The organism is Natronomonas sp. (assembly GCF_028274965.1).
In the GTDB taxonomy this organism is placed as follows: domain Archaea; phylum Halobacteriota; class Halobacteria; order Halobacteriales; family Haloarculaceae; genus Natronomonas.
The window spans coordinates 1-15,354 of record NZ_JAQCNO010000039.1 but is presented as its reverse complement, the minus strand read 5'-3'; the positions used below and the strand labels follow the sequence as shown (position 1 = coordinate 15,354).

The following is a 15,354-nucleotide window of genomic DNA, read 5'->3' as shown; positions in this document are numbered from 1 at the left end:
GGGGTCGCGGTCGACGAAGGCGGGCGCGCGGCGGCGCGGGGGGGTTAGAGGTCTGGCGCTTCGCCGCCGAACTGCTCGATGAGTTCGGGCACGACCTCGAAGAGGTCGTCCACGATGCCGTAATCGGCGATGTCGTAGATCGGCGCGTTCGGGTCGGTGTTGATCGCGACGATCGTGTCTGAGCCCTTCATGCCGGCGACGTGCTGGACGGCCCCGGAGATGCCGATGGCGATGTACACGTCCGGCGTGACCACCTTCCCGGACTGGCCGACCTGGCGGTTCTGCGGCAGCCAGCCGTTGTCGACGATGGGCCGCGACGACGAGAGGGTCGCGCCCAGCGCGTCCGCGAGTTCCTCGATCAGCGGGATGTTCTCCTCGTCTTCGATCCCCCGACCGACCGAGACGAGCACGTCCGCCTCGGTGATGTCGACGTCGCCGCCGGCGACCTCCTCGAAGCCGTTGACCGTCGTTCCGAGGGCCGCCTCGTCGATGTCGGCCTCGAAGGCCTCGGTCGTCGCGTCGCCGGAAGCCTCGGCGGCCGGCCACTCGGCGGGCCGGATCGTCAACACGTACTGGTCGGCCTCGACGTCGTAGGTCGTCTCGACTTTGCCGCCGTACTGCTCTCTGATAACCTCGATCGGATCGCCGCCCTCGAAGGCGACGACATCGGTGACGAGCGACAGGCCGAGGTCGTCGGCCACGGCCGGCGCGTAGTCGAGTCCGTTCACCGAGTTCGGCACCAACAGCGCGGTCGGGTCGAGATCCGCGTGCAACTGCTCGACGGCCTGCGTGTAGACGCCGTGGTTGAACTCCTCGCCCTCGGAGACGGTGTAGATCGTGTCGACCCCCTCGCGGTCGAGTCGCCCGGCGAAGGCGTCGACGTCGCCGCCGACGACCGCAACGGCGAGGTCGGTGTCCAGTTCGTCGGCCAGTTCGCGGCCGGCGGTCACGAGCTCGAGCGAGACGTCCCGGAGGTCGCCGCGTCGGTGTTCGGCGACCGCGAGGACGGTCATCCCTCGATCACCCCCTTCTCGCGGAGCAGCGAGGCCAGCGACTCGGCGGTCTCGTCGGCGCTGCCCTGCCAGACGGTCGCGTCGCTCTCGGAGGTGGGCTCGTACATCGACGTGCGCTCGAGGGGGGACTCGACGACCGAGGGATCGAGTCCGAGGTCCTCGAGCGAGCGGACCTCGAGGGGCTTTCGCTGCGCCTGCCGGATGCCGCGCAGGCTGGCGTAGCGCGGCTCGTTGATCCCGGTCTGGATCGTCAACACGGCCGGCAGGTCGACGTCGGTGAGCTCCTCGATGCCGCCCTCGAGTTCGCGGTGGACGGAGGCGACGCCGGCGTCGGCGTCGAGGTCGAGTTGGTTCACGACGGCGGCCCACTCGAAGCCGATCGTCTCGGCGAGGGCGACCCCGGTCGCGCCGTTGGAGTCGTCGCCCGCCTGCACGCCCGAGAGAACGAGGTCGGGCTCCTCCTCGGCCGCGACGGCCCCGAGGAGTTCGGCCTTCGCGTCGACATCGAGGAACTGCGCGTCCTCGATGGCGTCGTCCCACACCCGGACGGCGCGGTCGGCGCCTTTCGCCAGGGCCATGCGGATCGTCTCCTCGGCGCGCTCCGGGCCGACGGTGACGGTGACGACCTCGACATCGTCGCGGGCCTCGCTTATTGTGACGGCTTCCTCGATGGCGTAATCGTCCCACTCGTTGAGATCGTATTCGAGGGACCCCTCGGCGATGTCGAGTCCGTCGATCTCGAACTCGTCGTCCACCTCGGCGACCTCTTTGACAGTGACGAGTATTTTCATGAGGCTAGTGAGTACTATACACGGTCGTTCGTGATTAAACGTTTCCGTATCGTACGTTCGCGGGCTCGGTCGGGCGGGTTGTCGGCGGCGTCCGGTCGGCCGGTCAGGCGTCGTCGGAGCCGGGATCGATGTCGCCGACGCCCTCGCCGGGGAGGCTGATGAGGTTCTCCCTACCGATCCGGAGTTTGTCGACCCGGTCGTTGTCGTCCATCGCCGAAAGCAGCTGTGAGACCTTCGCGTTCGACCAGCCGGTCTCCTTGACGATGGTCGCCTGCTTCATCCGGCCGCCGTTCCGCTCTAGGAGGTACTCGACTCGCTCCTCGTCCGAGAGGAGTTCGAGGTCCGGTTCGGCGTCGGCCTCCTCGGGCGGCGGGTCGGCGGCGGAGGCGTCCGCCCCCGAGCGTCGCGTGTCGCCGACGGCGTCGGCGTCGAGATCGGGGTCGGAACCGCGGTCGGCGTCGGGGGCAGAGCCAGGGTCGGCGCCGGGATCGAGATCGGCGTCAGAGCGTCCCTCGCCGGCTGTGCCGGCCGCCGGCGCGTCGCCGTCATCGTCCGTGCGCCGGCGGGCGGCGAGCAGGTACAACCCGAGGACCAGCGCCGAGCCGCTCAACACCAACGCGCCGGCGACGAGGACGGTCGGCAGGGTGACGTTCGTGCCCGGAGCGGTCGTCCCGGGCGGGTACACGATGGTGAAGTATCCGGGTTCGAACGTCTCGGGGCCCTCCCAGCGGAGGTCACCGCCGTCCGCCCCGATCGGGGAGGTCGTCGGGCCGGCGTAGCCGGGCGGAGCCCTGATCGTCAGGGACTGATCGGCGGTGAGGCCCGGAAGCCACGTTCCCTCGGACGTGTTGAACGTGTCGTCGACGATCAGGGTCCCGTCCTCCTCGACGCGGGCGAACGAGGCCCACCGGAACCTGACCCGGAGCACTCCGACGGCGTCGGCCGCCCCCTCATCGGAGGGTTCGACGATCTCCGCCTCGCGGCGGACCGACCGTATCTCCATGTCGCGCCCGCTGGCCGCGGCCGATTCGGCGGCCGCCCGCTCGAAGGCCTCGACCCCGAACCCGAGGCGTTCCTCGCCGGCCTCGAAGCGCTCGGCGAACGCCTCGAAGTCCGCCCGCTCGCCCTCCTCGATCGCGATCGCGACCGTGACGTTCCATCGCGCGTCGCCGTTCTCGAGGAGCTGTGCGTCGAGGTGCGTCTCGCCGGCCTGCGGCTGGGCGGCGGCCGGGGGAGGACCGACCGCCACGAGGCACACGAGGAGGGCACACAGCAGGAGGGGGACCCGGTACCGCATGGGTTGTGCATCGACAGCCCCACCGCAAAACGCTTTCCATCCGGGGATAAAACGTCTCCGCGCTCCGTGAACGGTCTCGGCCGCTCTCGGCCGTCCTCGCCCGCCCGTCTGTCGCCGGTCGGGACGGTCGGGTTTTTGTTCGTCGGGGACGACACCCGCGGTATGAACCGGTTCCCCGCGTTCGCCGCCGCGTTCCTCCTCTGTCTCGCGGCGATCGGTGGCGTGGCCGTCTCGGGCGCCGCCGACGGCGCCGAGCAGACCGACGGCGGCGTCGACCGATCGATGACCGTCCGCCCCGTCGAGAACAGTTCGGGCTATCTCTCCCCGCGGCCGGAGTCGATCGACCGAAGCGAAAGCGAGACGGCGGGCATCGACGTCTCCGGGGCGATCGAGGCCGAGGCGGGCGAACTCCGCAGCGTGTACGCCCTGGAGACGCTCCAGCGACAGTACGAGAACGCCGAGACCGACGCCGAGCGGACCGCCGTCCTTGAGGACGGGATCGAGCGGCTTTCGACCCGCGTCGACGCGCTCGAAGCGAACGAGCGGACGGCGATACGCGAGTTCAACGGCGGGCAGCGGGGTGCCGACGGGCTGCTTCGGACGCTCGCGACGACGCACCGCGAGGCGGAGGCGACCGACGAGGCGCTGGTGTGGCTCGAGGAGCGCGCCGACGACGTCGGCGCCGACGGGATCGCCGAGCGGGCGGCGACCGAGCGGGTCCGGCTCGTTCCGATGAGCGGGCCGACCAGAGCGGAGCTAAGCGGCGCGATCGGGGGCGCCTCGAGTTCGCGGTTCCACGTCGAGACGACGGGCGACGGTATCGCGGTGGCGACGGTCGATCCGGCAAGCGGCCGGTACCTCCGGGCGGCCCACGACCCGACGGCGAAGCGGGCCGACGTCACCGACCAGTACGGCGGTAACCCCTCGCCGGCGCTCGATCGGTTCAGCGAACTCTACCCGTGGGCGATCCGGAGCTTCGGGGCGATCGACGCGATCGGCCCGGCGCAGGTCCGGCTGTACCAACTCCGGGCCGAGCACCCCCACGGCCAACTGGGGACGTTCCTCGACAGCGGCTCGAGGAACGTGCTCTACGAGCAACAGCGGTTGGATCCCGGGGCGATGCCGACGACGACGGTCACGCGGCGGGGCGAGGGCCTCCGTCTCGTCGTCGAGACGACCCGCGCCGGCGGTCCGCTCGGCGTCGAACTCCTCGACCCGGCGACCGGCGAGCGCGTCGACGGGACGGTCGCACTCGACGGCGAGACGATCGGCACCACGGGCGCGGACCGGTTGTGGACGGTCGCCCCCCGCGGCCCGACGGAGATAAACGCGACCCACGAGGGCGGGTCGGTGACGCTCGAGACCCGGTTCGACTGACCGGGCGGACGGGGAGGGGGCGATCCGCCGATCGTTTTTATACCATGACGCGGCGAACGAACGCATGGCCGAGCGTGGGGTCTCCCCGGTCGTCGGCGTCGTCTGTCTCGTGGCGGTAACGGCCGTGCTCGCGAGCGTTCTGGCCGCGTCCGTCCTCGGCGGCGGGGCGGGCGGCGTGGCCCCGATCGGCCCGACGGCCGGAACGGAGGGGTCTCCGGTGGCGGGGGCGGGGACAGGAACGGGGACGGGCGCGTCGTTCTCGGTTACGGCCGACCCCTCCGGCGAGGTGACGCTCGTCCACCGTGGCGGCAACAGCCTCGATCCGGCGGAAGTCGGGCTGTACGTCCGGATCGGCGGCAAACCGCTCGAACGGCAGCCCCCGGTGCCGTTCTTCTCGGCGCGGGGGTTTGGGAGCGCCCCGACCGGCGCGTTCAACAGCGCAACGACCGGCGAGTGGAGCGCCGGCGAGGCGGCGTCGTTCCGGATCGCGGGGACGAACGATCCGGCGGTGCGGTCGGGGGAGACGGTCAGCGTCCGCGTGTCGGTCGCCGGCCGGAGCGTCGCGGCGGTCGAGACGACCGTCTAATCCGATCCGGTCGGCGCCGTCCGTTCGGCCGTCTCCGCCCCGGTCGGAGTGTCCGCCGGGACGCGGGCGAGCGTGGTGATCGCCCGGGGCGTTCCGGGGGCGCGCTGCTGGATCCGGTGTTCGAACTCCTCGAAGCCCGCCTCGGCGAACATCCGGTCGGCCTCGCTCTCGTCGTAAAACAGCATGATCGCGTCGGCGAGCGCGCCGAAAAGCGTCGTTTCGGGGTAGTCCGGGCCGACGACGAGGACCGGCCCGCCGGGCTTCGTGACGCGGCGGGCCTCCCGGAGCGCCGCGACGGGGTCGGGCCAGTACTCGATCGAACCCGACGACCAGTAGGCGTCGAAGGCGTCGTCGGCGAAGGGGAGCCGCTCGGCGTCGCCGCGGTGAAAACTCACCCGCCCGCGCTTGCCGAACTTCGAGAACGCCCGCTCGAGTTGGTGTGCCGACTGGTCGAGGCCCCAGACGTCGTCGGTGTAGCCCAACAGCCCCTCGGTCGCAAAGCCGGTGCCGCAGCCGACGTCAAGGACGCGGTCGCCCGCCTCGATACCGAACCACTCGAGGGCCTCGTCGCGCATCTCCTCGTTCCAGATGAACGGGTTGATCCGGTCGTAGACCCGCGAGAGGTATCTGTAGAACAGGCGCGCGCGGGCCTTGTCTTCGAGCACTCCCATCGGCGTTTCGTTGGGGCTATCGGGGCATAACTCCCCGGTTTTCCGGAGCCGAGCGGCGGCGAAACCGTCAACACTCATTACGGGGCGCCTCCACAGTCGAACCATGTCTTTCGAGGAGATGGACGTCGACACCATCTGGATGGACGGCGAGTTCGTCGATTGGGACGACGCACAGACCCACGTCCTGACGCACTCGCTGCACTACGGAACCGGGGTCTTCGAGGGCGCGCGGTGTTACGACACCGAGAGCGGTCCGGCGCTGTTCCGGTGGGACGAACACGTCGAGCGGCTGTTCGACTCCGCGAAGGTGCTCGATCACGACATCGGGCACACCCGCGAGGAGATCACCGACGCGACGCTGACGTTGATCCGCGAACAGGACCTGCGCTCGTGTTACATCCGTCCGCTGGTGTACTACGGCTACGACTCGCTTGGGGTGTCCCCGAAGGACTGCCCCTCGAAGACGATGGTCGCCTGCTGGCCGTGGGGGGCGTACCTCGGCGAGGACGCGATCGAGAACGGCGTCGACGTCATGGTCTCCTCGTGGCGGAAACACGCCTCGAGTCAGATCCCGACCAACGTGAAAGCGACCGGGCCGTATCTCAACTCCATGCTGGCCGGCGAGGAGGCGCGCCGCAACGGCTACGTCGAGGCCATCGTCCTCAACAAGGAGGGTAAGGTCGCCGAAGGCCCCGGCGAGAACATCTTCATGATCAACGACGGCGAGCTGTTCACGACCGGCGTCTCCGAGTCCATCCTCGACGGGATCACCCGCGATACGGTCATCGAGCTCGCCCGGGATCTCGGGTACACGGTCAACGAGGAGGCGTCGATCGGACGGGGGCAGCTCTACACCGCCGACGAGCTGTTTTTCACCGGGACCGCGGCGGAGGTCACGCCGATCAGAAGCGTCGACGACACCGAGATCGGCAACGGGACGCGCGGCCCGATCACCGAGGAGCTCCAACAGCAGTTCTTCGATCTCATCGAGGGGCGTCTCGGCGGGTACAGCGAGTGGTTCACCGAGGTCTGAGCGGTTCGGTGGACGAAAGAAAGCGGCGCGGGCCCCGAACCGGGAGGGAAACGGTTTCGTGTCGTCGGCGCGAACGTTGAGCGTGCTCGGACTGCGATACTTCGCGTGCGAGCGGTGTGAGACGGTCGTCGCCGAGGTGGAAGCGCCGGTCGCGTGCCGCGAGTGCGGCGCCTCGGAGATCGGAGAGCTAACCGGCGAGGGGAGCGCGAGCGAGTACTTTGCGCCGTCGGGCCGCGGCCGGGACGGTGGCCAGGGTTAGAACTTCGCCTCCCCGCCCTCGACGAGGCCCGCGGGGCCGATCTCGTCTTTGGCCTGCCTGAGGGCGGCGGGCGTATCGCAGATCAGAAGCGTCACGCGGTCGTCGATCGCGTGGAACTGATAGCGATCCGGGTCCGAGAGGTTCCGAAGCGCGTAGTGGTACACTTCGACCGGGTAGCGCTCGGACCCGGGCCCCCAGAGGCTGATCCCCTCGACGGCCTCGGTGTCTTTCAGGTCGGCGAAGACCGACGCGAACGCCTCGATATCGCCGATGTCGAGGCCCGTCTCGGAGACGCCGGGGTCGTTCCGGTCGTCGTCGATGTCGGCCCGCTCGTAGCTGACCGAGTCGTGTGCGTCGACGTGAGAAGCGAGGACGTCCTCGGCGTCGAGTACCGCGTCGTCCGAGAGTCGAACGTAGAGACTGAACGCGCCCATCACAGAGTAGAGGGGCGGGGGCGCTGATACCCTTTCCGGCTGTCGGCCTCAGCCTCGGCATAGAGCCGACACCGACCGAAGTCAGGGCGGGTCGGATCGAAGCGGGTCGGATGAGGTCGGCTTCAGACCCGGAATCGGGGATCGAGCGGAACCGGGGGCTGCGGTCGGGCCGATCAGAGCTCCCGCTCGTGGGTGAGCGCGCTGCGGTCGATCGACGCGGCGTCGTCGTATCCGGCCAGCCCCATCGTGAGATCCAGCTCGGAGATAGTGTTCTCGAGGACCCACTCGACGCCGTCCTGGCCGTCCATCGCCAGGCCGTAGGCGAAGGGGCGACCCAGCATGACCGTGTCGGCCCCGAGCGCGAGGGCTTTGAACGCGTCCGATCCGCGCCGGACGCCGCTGTCGAAGAGGACGGGCGCCTCCGAGCCGACCGCATCGACCACGCCCGGGAGCGCCTCGATCGCGCTTATCGAGCCGTCGACCTGCCGGCCGCCGTGGGTCGACACCTGGACCGCGTCGGCGCCGTGTTCGAGCGCCAGCCGCGCGTCCTCGGGGTGGAGGACGCCCTTGAGCACGATCGGTAGGTCCGTGTTCTCGCGCAGAAACGCCATGTCCGCCCAGCTCAGCGACTCGTCGCCGAAGATCTCGAGGAACCGATCGACGGCCGCCTCCGGGTCCGCCTCGGGGGTGGCCTCAAGCGACTCCCGGAAGGCCGGATCCGAGAAGTAGTTGGCCACGCCCTCGCCCTCGAGGAAGGGGTAGTACCCGCGCTCCAGCAGCCGGTCGCGCCACCCGAGCGTCGGCGCGTCGACGGTGAGGACGATCGCGTCGTAGCCGGCGGTTTCGGCGCGGTCGAGGAAGCTCTTTGCGACCGTCCGGTCGGAGCTCCAGTAGAACTGGAACCACTTCGTCGTGTCGCCGAGCGCCTCGGCGACGTCCTCCATCGGCGTCGAGGACAGCGAGCTCAGCGTGAACGGGACGTCGAGCGCCGAGCACGCGCGCGCAGTCGCCAACTCGGCCTCCTCGTGTAGCAGCGACTGGACGCCGAGCGGCGTGATCATGAGCGGGAACCGATGGACGTTGCCGAGCAGCTCGACGGAGAGGTCCCGCTCGGCGACGCCGCGGAGCATCCGCGGGACGATCCGGTACGCCGAGAAGTCCCGGTTCCGCTCGAAGGTCTCCTCGGTCCCCGAGCCGCCGTGGACGTACGCCCGGGCCGCCTCGTCCATGTTCTCCCAGGCGGCCTCGCGGATCTCCTCGTAGGCGATCGGGTACGGCGGCGTCTCGCCGTCGTACATGCCGTCGCGGTATATCTCACGAACGCGCTTGTTGCCGAACCCCGGTTCGGCGTCGTCTGTGTCGTTCATGCGACGGCTACGAGCGAGCGCGTTCTAAGTGTCACGCTGTCGGAGGTTCACGCGGTGTCGGGCTGGTTCCAAGAGAGCGAACGCGGACGGCGTCAGTAGAAGGCGATCGGCATACCCGTCGGATCGTCCTGTGAGACCTTCTCAAGGGCGTCCTCGAAGTCCCCGCGGGAGACGTCGGTGCGGCCGTCTCGGATGGCGAACATCCCGGCCTCCGTTGCGAGGCTCTCGAGTTCGGCCCCCGAGAAGCCCTCGCTCTCGTCGGCGATCGCGCCGAGGTCGATGTCCGGGGCGAGCTGCATGCCGCGGGTGTGGATCCGGAGGATCTGCTCGCGGCCCTCGGCGTCGGGTTCGGGCACCTCGATGAGGCGATCGAAGCGGCCGGGGCGGAGGATGGCCCGATCGAGCATGTCGAAGCGGTTCGTCGCCGCGATGATCGAGATGTCGCCGCGGTGATCGAAGCCGTCCATCTCCGAGAGGAGCTGCATCATGGTGCGTTGGACCTCGGCGTCGCCGGAGGTCTTCGATTCGGTGCGCTTGGCCGCGATCGCGTCGATCTCGTCGATGAAGATGATAGCGGGTTCGCGCTCGGCGGCCATCTCGAAGAGGTCCCGAACCAGGCGTGCGCCCTCGCCGATGAACTTCTGGACCAGCTCCGAGCCGGCCATCTTGATGAACGTCGCGTCGGTCTGGTTGGCGACGGCCTTCGCCAGCATCGTCTTGCCCGTCCCCGGCGGACCGTGCAACAGCACGCCGGTCGGCGGATCGATGCCGACCTCCTCGAACTTCTGGGGGTTCGTCAGGGGGTCCTCGACGGCCTCTCTGACCTCCTGTATCTGTGACTCGAGCCCGCCGATGTCGTCGTACCGCACGTCGGGGTCGGCCGAGATCTCCATCGCCTGTGCCCGGGCGTCGGTCTCCGTGTCGAGGACGGTCTGGATCGCAAAGGAGTCGTTGATCGCCACGCGATCGCCCGCCTCGAGTCGGTCGTACAGCCGCGGGGAGACGTCGGTGAGGACCTCCTGGTTGTTGCCGTGCTGTTTGAGAAGCACCTGGTCGTCGGTCAGTTCCTCGACGGTCGCCAGGTACAGCGAGGACGTCTTCAGCGCCTCGTTTTCCTCCTGGAGATCGGTCACCTCCTCGCGGAGCTCGGATTGGCGGTTGCGCGCGGTGTCGAGTTGCGTCGTGAGCTCGTCGTGGACCCGCGAGACGTCGATGAAGTGCTTCCGGAGGGCGGCCAACCGCTCCTCGGTAGACATGTCGGGGTCGAGGTTGAGCGTTGGTCGGTCCGGGAGCGAAGGACTGTGCGACATGATCCATAGATACGTGTCGGAGAATAAAAGTCCCTTTGGATGGGGGTGATGTTTGCGATCCGACGAAAGGCGCCGAGTGCGGCAGGATTTCGTCCGCCGGTCGAACGGCGAAACGGCCCTCAGAGGAGGGATTCGAACTCCGAGACCATCTCCTCGTAGGTCCCGATGGCCGACTCGACGGGGGCGGCGCTCGACATGTCGATCCCGGCGGTTTCGAGCAGTTCCAAGGGGTACTCCCGGGAGCCCGAGCGGAGGAACTCGCGGTAGTCCGCCGCTGCGGGCTCGCCCTCGGTCGCGATGCGGTCGACGATGGCGTTCGCCGCGCTGATGCCCGTCGCGTACTGGTAGACGTAGTACGCCCGGTAGAAGTGCGGGATCCGCATCCACTCGCGGGCGATGCGGTCGTCGAGCGCGGCGGGCTCGTAGTAGTCGGCCTTGCGCTCGCGGTACAGCTCGTCCAGTCGGTCCGGCGTCAGCGCCTCGCCCTCGCGTTCGAGTTCGTGGGCGCGGTGCTCGAAGTCGGCGAACATCGTCTGTCGGAACAGCGTCGAGCGGAACCGCTCGAGGTACTCGTCGAGGACGTGTCGGCGGACCCGCTCGTCGGCGACGGTCTCGAGGAGGTGCCGCGTCAAGAGCGCCTCGTTGACCGTCGAGGCGACCTCGGCGACGAAGATCTCGTACCCGGAGTAGACGTAGGGCTGCTCGTCGCTCGTCAGCTCGGAGTGCATCGAGTGGCCGAGCTCGTGGGCCAGCGTGTACATCGAGGCGATGTCATCCTGGTAGTTCATCAGGATGTACGGCTGGCTGTCGTAGGTGCCGCCGCTGTAGGCCCCCGACTGCTTGTTCGCCGTCTCGTAGACGTCGACCCACCGCGATTCGAGGCCCTCGGCCATCCGGTCGCGGTAGGGCTCGCCGAGCGGTTCGACGGCGTCGACGACGTGTTCTTTCGCCCGCTCGTACTCGATTTCGGGGCTCTCGCCGTCGGCGATCGGCGCGTAGAGGTCCCACATGCGGAGTTCGTCGACCCCGAGGGCGTCGCGTTTCAGTTCGGCGTGTCGGTGCAGCACGTCGAGGTTCGATTCGACGGTTTCGACGAGCGTGTCGTACACCGAAACGGGGACGTTCGGCCCGTCGAGAGAGCCCTCACGGGCGGAGTCGTAGCGTCTCGCCGCCGCGAGTTTCTCGTCGGCTTTGACGCTGTTTTTGTACGCCGTTCCGACGCTGTTTCGGTACGCCGCCCACTCGTCGTAGAACGCCTCGTACACCCGCCGTCTGAACGCCCGGTCGGGGTGTTTCTGGAGCGTGGTGAAGTTCGACAGCGTGATCCGTCGCTCGCCGCCCTCGGGGCCCTCGACGGTCGGGAACTCCATGTCGGCGTTCGTCAGCATGTTATAGACGTCGCCGGCCGCGCCGGTCACCTCGCTCAGATCGGCGAGCAGCGCCTCGATCTCCGCCGACCGGGTGTGGGGCTTCATCCGGAGCGTGTCGTCGAAGTAGTGCTCGTACCGCTCGAGGGCGGGGTTCTCGTCGATCAGCTCCCCGACGGCCTCGCGGTCGAGTTCCTGGATCTCCGGGTCGATGTAGCTCGCCGCGCTGGAGGCGTCGGCGGCGAGCGATCCGGCGCGCGCGGTGAGCGCCTGGTACGTCTGGTCGGTCGTGTCCTCGTCCTTCCGCATCCGGGCGTAGGCGGTGACGTTCGAGACCGACCGCATGATCGACTCCCTGAGTTCGAGGACGTCCTCGAGCGTGGCCGCGCTCTCGGTGACGCGGCCCTCGTACGCCGACAGCTCCTCGAGTTTCGCGTCCGTCTCCTCGTAGGCCGCCTCCCACGCCTCGTCGTCGGCGAAGAGGTCCGTCAGGTCCCAGGTGTAGGCGTCGTCGATCTCGCTTCGCTCGGGCACTGAGCTCATGCGAACGGGTACGGGCAGGGAGATCCTAAAGCCGTCGTCGCGTCACCGCCGGGGGCGGTCGGCCGACAGCTCCGCGGCGACCCGGGCCCCGGCGAGCCGGCGACGGCGGCGGCTCTCGAAGACCTCCCGGGCGGACGCGAGCGCCCGGTCGTCGACGGCGAACTCGGCGGCCGGGTACTCGACGTCGACGAGTACGAGCGGTTCGGGGGCGGCCGGGGCGATCCCCTCGGGGCCAGAGAGGGGCTCGGAGGAGAGCGCGCGCTCGAGGAACTCGGGGGAGCGCTCGCCGGTCGAGACGGCCGCGAGCGCCGAGACGATCCGGCGGACGAGCTCCCGGGAGAACCCCCCGGCGCGGCAATCGACGACGAGGAAGGCGTCCTCGCGCCGGATCGACACCGAGAGCTCGCGCACGGTCCCCTCGGCGTCGGGCGTGAAGTTGTGGAAGTCGTGTCGGCCCGAGAGCGTCGCCGCCGCCGTTTCGGCCGCCTCGTCGTCGCCCGCACGGTGCAGAAAGTACCGGTAGGCCCGCGCTTCGGCGTCGTGCGTCGCGTGAAACGACCCGGGGACAGCGGCGGACGCCCAGACCCGCACGGGTGCGGGGAGTTCGCCGTTGAGCGCCCGCGGGGCGAGCCACTCGGGAGCCTCGAACGCGACCGTCTGTGCGCGCGCCGAGACGCCGGCGTCCGTGCGCCCGGCCGCGGCGTACCCGGCGGGTGACCCCTCGACGAAGTCGACACCGAGCGCGCGCAGGGCGTCGAAGAGCTCGTTCTCGACGGTGTTGCCGTGTGGCTGCCGCTGGAACCCCCGGTAGTCCGTCCCGTCGTACGCGAGCCGGAAGGCGCGCATCACCCGGCGACAGGCGGCCCGCCGGCTTGTCCGTTGGGGTGCCCCGAGGCCGAAGGGCCGCTCAACAGCAGAACAGGAAGGGGTACATCAGCGCGACGCGGTCGCCCTCGTCGAGTTCGGTGTCGAGGCCCTCGAGGTGCTCGTTGAACCGGCCGTTGATCGCGACGCGGGCGAAGGCCCGCGTCTGCTCGCCCTCGGGGTTTTTCGCCCACGCGCCGGGCGGGTCGCCGTCGGTCGGCGCCCAGCCGTTCGTGGTCGCCTCGGCCTCGGTCTCCGCGATCAGCAGGTCGGCGACGTCGTACTCATCGAAGAACGACCCGAGAAACGCCCGCAGCGTCGTGCCCTCGAAGGTGTACGCGAGGGCGTGCTCGCCGACCTCGGTTCTGACGTGGCCGGTACACCGGACGTCGACGGTCGTGCGCGCCGGAGCGGCCGCGGACGCGTCGGCGGTTCGGTTGTGGCTCATGTCCGATCGAACGACGAGGGGCGAAAAGCGGCTTGTGACGAACATGTTCGTTTCCGCCGGGGGCGGCCGGCGGACGGTCCCGCGGCGCTCAGGGGTCGGGATCGAAGACGTCCGGCTCCGCCTCGCCCTCGACGTCGACGACGGCCAACAGCCCCTTGCGGGCGACCCGCGAGAGCGCGTGATCGACGAGTTTGATCGGCCCGGGGACCGGGGTGTCGATCTCCGCGGCGGCGACCGACCCCGGGACGACCGGGGCCGTCTCGACGTAGCGGTCGGGCGCCGAAACGAGGTCGCCGTCGCGGTAGAACGTCTCCCAGACGTTCCCGATCGCGTGCCACGAACTCGTCAGGTTCGGTCCGCCGTTGGCGTGGAAGATCCGGACGCGGTCGTTTTTGTCGACGGTCACCGGCCCGCGGCCGTCGCCGGTGAACGCGTAGGCCTCGCCGTTGAGACAGACGTACGTCGGCTCTTCGCTTCGCATGGCGTCGAAATCGAAGGCGTGGTGGCCCTCCTCGCCGGCGGTGCCGTTCGTGTACAGTTCGTGTTGCCCGAAGTACAGCTCCCGGTCGACCTCCGGCAGCCCCGCCTCGGGCTCGACGAGGATCGCGCCGAACATCCCCGAACTGATGTGATAGTCCATGTTCGGGACCGCGCAGTGATAGACGAACACGCCGGGGTACGTCGCCCGGAACTCGAAGCTGTTGGACTCGCCCGGATCGACCGTCGAGTCCTCCGCGCCGCCGCCCGGACCGTATGTCGCATGGAAGTCCATGTTGTGCGGCATCGAGTTGTCGCTCTCGTTCGTGAGCGTGAACTCGATCGTGTCGCCGCGGCGGACCCGGACCATCGGTCCGGGGACCCGTCCCTCGAAGGTCATGTAATCGAACGTGACGCCGGGTTCGATCTCGGCGGTCTCCTCGGTGGTCGTCATCTCGATCTCGTGGTGTCGCGGCTCGTCCCAATCGACCGGGTCGGGGACGTCCCGGGGATCGGCCGCGATCCGGTCGGTGTCGAGGGACTTCGCCGCGTCGAGCCCCTCGTCCTGTTGTGGCTGTGCGGACGCCGTTGCGCCGTCGCCCGGCTCCTCTGTGTCCCCGCCGATACAGCCCGCCAGAAGCGCCGTCCCGCCCGCTGCCGTGGCTTTCAGAAACGAGCGCCGACCCGCCGTGGTGGATGCGTTCGGGATCATCTGTCTTCTACGGGTAAACCTGGGAGGGCTACGACCCAGGGCGTTGTGTCGAACATGTTCGAGAGAGCCGACACGCAGTTGTGCGTCGAGGACGCGAAGGCGGGTATGCCACAAGCCAGACTCCGGGTGGAGCTTCCGGACGGGCCGTGGGTCGCGGACGTCTCGAGAGAGCACCCCGGCGCGGTGTTCGAGGTGCTGACGGCGCTGCCGGAGGAGGGCCGCGGCGTCGGGTTGGTCCGGATACGGTCGGACTCGCTGGAGTCGGTGCTCGGGGAGATACGCGCACACGGGTCGATCGAGCACGTCTCGGTCGTCCAGCGGACCGACTCGGGGGCGACGGTCCAAATCGAGACGAACCGGCCGATGATACTGCTCGCGGCGAAGCGCGCGGGGATGCCGGTCGAGATGCCGGTCGAGATACGGGACGGGACCGCGACGGTCGACGTCTCCGGGGCGCGCGAGCGCCTCTCGGAGTTCGGCGAACAGCTCTCGGCGATGGGGATCGGGTTCGAACTCGAGTACGTCCGCGAGCGGATCGACCCCGAGGAGCTGCTGACCGATCGCCAGCGGGAACTGTTGGACCTCGCGGTCTCGGAGGGGCACTACGACACGCCCCGGCGGTGTACGCTGACGGACCTCGCCGACGAGCTTGGGCTTGCGAAGTCGACCTGCAGCGAGACGCTGCACCGCGCCGAGGAGGTCCTCATCAAGGAGTTCGTCCACGAACTGCTGCCGGGGATCGACCTCGGGGGCGACCCGGCCGGGTGAGACCGATCGGTTTGTGACGGCCGGTCGGGGCGGTCGA

Annotated in this window: 16 protein-coding genes; 5 read left to right on the top strand and 11 right to left on the bottom strand. The window is 69.2% G+C overall.

All coding sequences use genetic code 11. The features are described 5' to 3' along the window. Positions 1-44: 44 nt before the first annotated feature. The 3 genes from Q0916_RS05300 to Q0916_RS05290 all read right to left on the bottom strand — a co-directional run bounded on the left by Q0916_RS05300 (position 45) and on the right by Q0916_RS05290 (position 3,101). Complete coding sequence (locus tag Q0916_RS05300) at positions 45-1,013, bottom strand: electron transfer flavoprotein subunit alpha/FixB family protein (protein WP_299235368.1); 969 nt, start codon at positions 1,011-1,013, stop codon at positions 45-47. Continuing rightward, on the bottom strand, positions 1,010-1,804 hold the full coding sequence (locus tag Q0916_RS05295; protein ID WP_299235366.1) for an electron transfer flavoprotein subunit beta/FixA family protein: 795 nt from the start codon (positions 1,802-1,804) through the stop codon (positions 1,010-1,012). Before Q0916_RS05295 ends, Q0916_RS05300 begins: the two co-directional genes overlap by 4 nt. A gap of 103 nt (positions 1,805-1,907) precedes the next feature. Beyond that, positions 1,908-3,101 carry a helix-turn-helix transcriptional regulator gene (locus Q0916_RS05290; RefSeq protein WP_299235363.1) on the bottom strand — a complete coding sequence of 398 codons (1,194 nt, stop codon included), beginning with the start codon at positions 3,099-3,101 and terminating at the stop codon, positions 1,908-1,910. Positions 3,102-3,263: 162 nt separating this feature from the next. On the opposite strand from Q0916_RS05290, the gene Q0916_RS05285 reads away from it, so the two are divergent. Together Q0916_RS05285 and Q0916_RS05280 are read left to right on the top strand one after the other, a co-directional pair. Continuing rightward, the gene (locus tag Q0916_RS05285; RefSeq protein WP_299235361.1) at positions 3,264-4,478 is read left to right on the top strand and encodes a DUF7096 domain-containing protein; all 1,215 of its coding nucleotides are present in this window, start codon (positions 3,264-3,266) and stop codon (positions 4,476-4,478) included. A 64-nt stretch (positions 4,479-4,542) separates the two neighbouring features. Beyond that, the gene (locus tag Q0916_RS05280; protein WP_299235357.1) at positions 4,543-5,064 is read left to right on the top strand and encodes a type IV pilin; all 522 of its coding nucleotides are present in this window, start codon (positions 4,543-4,545) and stop codon (positions 5,062-5,064) included. Here Q0916_RS05280 and Q0916_RS05275 read toward each other — a convergent pair. Then, on the bottom strand, positions 5,061-5,735 hold the full coding sequence (locus Q0916_RS05275) for a methyltransferase domain-containing protein (RefSeq protein ID WP_299235354.1): 675 nt from the start codon (positions 5,733-5,735) through the stop codon (positions 5,061-5,063). The genes Q0916_RS05280 and Q0916_RS05275 overlap by 4 nt on opposite strands. Before the next feature lie 103 nt (positions 5,736-5,838). Here Q0916_RS05275 and Q0916_RS05270 point away from each other — a divergent pair, with 103 nt between their 5' ends. Further along, complete coding sequence (locus Q0916_RS05270) at positions 5,839-6,768, top strand: branched-chain amino acid transaminase (RefSeq protein WP_299235351.1); 930 nt, start codon at positions 5,839-5,841, stop codon at positions 6,766-6,768. A gap of 82 nt (positions 6,769-6,850) precedes the next feature. Then, entirely contained in the window at positions 6,851-7,027 is a 177-nt protein-coding gene (locus tag Q0916_RS05265; RefSeq protein ID WP_299235348.1) for a hypothetical protein, read from the top strand. Here Q0916_RS05265 and Q0916_RS05260 read toward each other — a convergent pair. The 7 genes from Q0916_RS05260 to nirK all read right to left on the bottom strand — a co-directional run bounded on the left by Q0916_RS05260 (position 7,024) and on the right by nirK (position 14,549). After that, positions 7,024-7,461 carry a hypothetical protein gene (locus Q0916_RS05260; RefSeq protein ID WP_299235345.1) on the bottom strand — a complete coding sequence of 146 codons (438 nt, stop codon included), beginning with the start codon at positions 7,459-7,461 and terminating at the stop codon, positions 7,024-7,026. The genes Q0916_RS05265 and Q0916_RS05260 overlap by 4 nt on opposite strands. 173 nt (positions 7,462-7,634) lie before the next feature. Beyond that, complete coding sequence (locus Q0916_RS05255; RefSeq protein WP_299235342.1) at positions 7,635-8,828, bottom strand: lactate 2-monooxygenase; 1,194 nt, start codon at positions 8,826-8,828, stop codon at positions 7,635-7,637. Between the two features lie 92 nt (positions 8,829-8,920). Continuing rightward, entirely contained in the window at positions 8,921-10,138 is a 1,218-nt protein-coding gene (gene pan2 / locus Q0916_RS05250; RefSeq protein WP_299235339.1) for a proteasome-activating nucleotidase Pan2, read from the bottom strand. Positions 10,139-10,257: 119 nt separating this feature from the next. After that, a complete protein-coding gene (pepF, locus tag Q0916_RS05245) occupies positions 10,258-12,048 on the bottom strand; it encodes an oligoendopeptidase F (RefSeq protein ID WP_299235336.1) in 1,791 nt (596 codons plus the stop codon). Positions 12,049-12,090: 42 nt separating this feature from the next. After that, positions 12,091-12,894: a tRNA pseudouridine(38-40) synthase TruA gene (gene truA / locus Q0916_RS05240; protein ID WP_299235333.1), complete on the bottom strand. Its 804-nt coding sequence runs from the start codon at positions 12,892-12,894 to the stop codon at positions 12,091-12,093. 61 nt (positions 12,895-12,955) lie between these two features. Further along, positions 12,956-13,360 (bottom strand): MoaD/ThiS family protein, encoded by a 405-nt coding sequence (locus tag Q0916_RS05235; protein WP_299235330.1) that lies wholly within the window; start codon positions 13,358-13,360, stop codon positions 12,956-12,958. 88 nt (positions 13,361-13,448) lie between these two features. Continuing rightward, the gene (gene nirK, locus Q0916_RS05230; RefSeq protein ID WP_299235327.1) at positions 13,449-14,549 is read right to left on the bottom strand and encodes a copper-containing nitrite reductase; all 1,101 of its coding nucleotides are present in this window, start codon (positions 14,547-14,549) and stop codon (positions 13,449-13,451) included. 105 nt (positions 14,550-14,654) lie between these two features. On the opposite strand from nirK, the gene Q0916_RS05225 reads away from it, so the two are divergent. Next, positions 14,655-15,317, top strand: a complete 663-nt coding sequence (locus tag Q0916_RS05225; RefSeq protein WP_299235325.1) for a helix-turn-helix domain-containing protein — start codon at positions 14,655-14,657, stop codon at positions 15,315-15,317. Positions 15,318-15,354 lie beyond the last annotated feature (37 nt).